Origin of the sequence: Albidovulum sediminicola (assembly GCF_025751575.1) — a bacterium.
In the GTDB taxonomy this organism is placed as follows: domain Bacteria; phylum Pseudomonadota; class Alphaproteobacteria; order Rhodobacterales; family Rhodobacteraceae; genus Albidovulum; species Albidovulum sediminicola.
Genome location: NZ_JAOWLA010000053.1, coordinates 1 through 1,988 on the forward strand (window position 1 = coordinate 1; position 1,988 = coordinate 1,988).

4 protein-coding genes and 1 pseudogene are annotated in these 1,988 nt (G+C 61.9%); 2 read left to right on the plus strand and 3 right to left on the minus strand.

All coding sequences use genetic code 11. The features are described from left to right. The 3 genes and pseudogenes from OE647_RS20005 to OE647_RS20015 form a co-directional block, all read right to left on the minus strand. Positions 1 to 227 (minus strand): annotated as a pseudogene (locus OE647_RS20005) (hypothetical protein); the annotation flags it as partial. An 8-nt stretch (positions 228 to 235) separates the two neighbouring features. Then, on the minus strand, positions 236 to 622 hold the full coding sequence (locus OE647_RS20010) for a hypothetical protein (RefSeq protein ID WP_263723529.1): 387 nt from the start codon (positions 620 to 622) through the stop codon (positions 236 to 238). Continuing rightward, complete coding sequence (locus tag OE647_RS20015; RefSeq protein ID WP_263723530.1) at positions 619 to 933, minus strand: hypothetical protein; 315 nt, start codon at positions 931 to 933, stop codon at positions 619 to 621. Before OE647_RS20015 ends, OE647_RS20010 begins: the two co-directional genes overlap by 4 nt. A 266-nt stretch (positions 934 to 1,199) precedes the next feature. Between OE647_RS20015 and OE647_RS20020 the strand changes: the two genes are divergently transcribed. Then, positions 1,200 to 1,631, plus strand: coding sequence for a hypothetical protein (locus OE647_RS20020; protein WP_263723531.1), 432 nt, complete (start codon positions 1,200 to 1,202; stop codon positions 1,629 to 1,631). Continuing rightward, positions 1,628 to 1,988, plus strand: a 361-nt coding sequence (locus tag OE647_RS20025; protein WP_263723532.1) for a hypothetical protein, incomplete at its 3' end; no start/stop codon positions are given. The genes OE647_RS20020 and OE647_RS20025, both read left to right, overlap by 4 nt.

Below are 1,988 nucleotides of genomic sequence, written 5' to 3' on the forward strand. Positions count from 1 at the left end.
TCTCCAATTTGCATCACGGCGCGGATGAACTCTTCCGCGTAGTCGTCGGTTTCACGGTGGTCATGTTCGTGCCGTGCCATGCGCATAGGTTCGACGAACCGTTCCCGGAGGTGTTCGACGAAGCGCGGCTCCGTGCGCGCCATGAAGGCGATCAGGGCTTGAAGCACCCTTTCATGGGCGAGCACACGCCGTTCCAGATCGGTGGTCTCTGGGGAAGCTTCCAGCATGGCGCGCCTCATCCCTCGTCAATCGTGTTTTCCGGGCGCTCCGGCGAACGGTCGACATCAAGGGCTGCCAGGCAGGCCTGCGCGATGTCGCGGTTCGGAGCATCTGTTCCCGGAACTGTCGCCCAGCCGGCCGTCATGAGCGCGTCGCGCCGCTGATAGGTCGAGGCGGCCCGGATCGTTTCGAGCTTCTCTGCCCGTGCGGGGTCGGACTGCGCCATGTCGAGGCAGACCGGTACCATGGAGGCAACGACCTTGTTTCGGGACATCGCCATCGCCCTGTCATTCGCGGTTCCGTCGGTCACCCAACCGCCCCAGGAAAAACCGACGACGCCGACGAAGGCGGCGCCAATCACGGCACCATAGATGCCAGGTTTGAGCCATTCGGGAGTATTCATTTCAAGTCCTCCTGCGGAGAAAGCGCCGCCTCGCTGTGATTGTTCGTTTCCTGTGTGGTCGCATCCCGGCTCAGCGCCTCTTTCAGGTCGCTGTCGGATATCGCCCGTAACTCGGTACGTCCCGCATGACTGCCCTCGCCGCGCACCGTCAGGTAGGTCGCCGTCCGTCGATAAGCCTCGAAGCTCAGCCCTTGGAGAAGTTCCTCTTCGACGAGAACCTCATAGTCGCCCGCGGGCAAATCGCTTGGGCATCCCGGCAAGGTGAACGGGTTCGAAAACGTCACCGTCGATCTGGTCGACCGCATGTTCATCAAAGGTCTCCGTGATGAAGGCAGATCCGTCGCTCACCATTGTTGAAGGCCGCTCGGATCACAGGCCTGAACAGTTGAACGATTTGTTCTGTTGTACGTCAGGATCGTTCGACTGGCGCTGACACATGTTAGTCCCGGCCACCAAACCGGTAGCGAACGCCCTGGGGACAGTTGCCAACACTGACCTGTGTAAGGGTGCCGGAACTGACTTGCGCATACCTTTAGGGGGACAGGGACGACTTGCGTTCCCGCAACGATGGAATGGAATGACGATGGCCGACTCCAATGTTCTCAACCCGCACCCGCCCGAATTCGAACGATTTCTCTATGCGCCGGTCGGCGAGGACCGGAACGGATATGTCGTGACGGTTCTCTCCGCGCTCGCGCGGCTCGGCCTCGATCCATGGCAAGAAACCGCCGAACTGGTCACGCTGGGGCGTGAAGCCGCGCGAGCGCGATTGGGAACGCTGCTTGTTCGATTTCAGGACGTTCCCACGCTCGCAAGCGATCACGGCAGGGTCGTACGAGACCTGTGCCAGCTGCTTCCCGAAGGCCCGGCATCAATTACCCTGAAGCGAGCTGCCTCGACGGTCACCGACGGCCGCTTGGGCACGAGCGGAGCGATCTGGGCGGTGCTCGCGATCATCTTTGTTCTGTATCAGATGTTGATGGTTGGCGGGTCGGGGTCGGGCGAATGACCGTTTCCAGCAAGACACCAAGGACTCCGACCCATGCGGCGCACCGCGCCGGCACCCTGTCCCCAACTGAACGGGAGGTTCTCTGGGACATGGAGGAACGCTTCTGGACCAGTGGCGCCGACAGCGCGCGGGCGACCACAGCGAACAATGCCGTGATGATCTTTCCCTATCCGCCCGGCATCCTCCAGGGTGACCAGATCTGGACCCATCTTCAGCAGAGGACCGGCTGGCGCTCCGTCGTCATGGCCGAGCGGCGCGTGACGTGGAGTCGTGGCATCGCCATTCTCACCTACCGGGTATCGGCAGAGAGGCCAGACGTGCCGATCTTCAAGGCGCTCTGCGCCTCCGCATACCTTC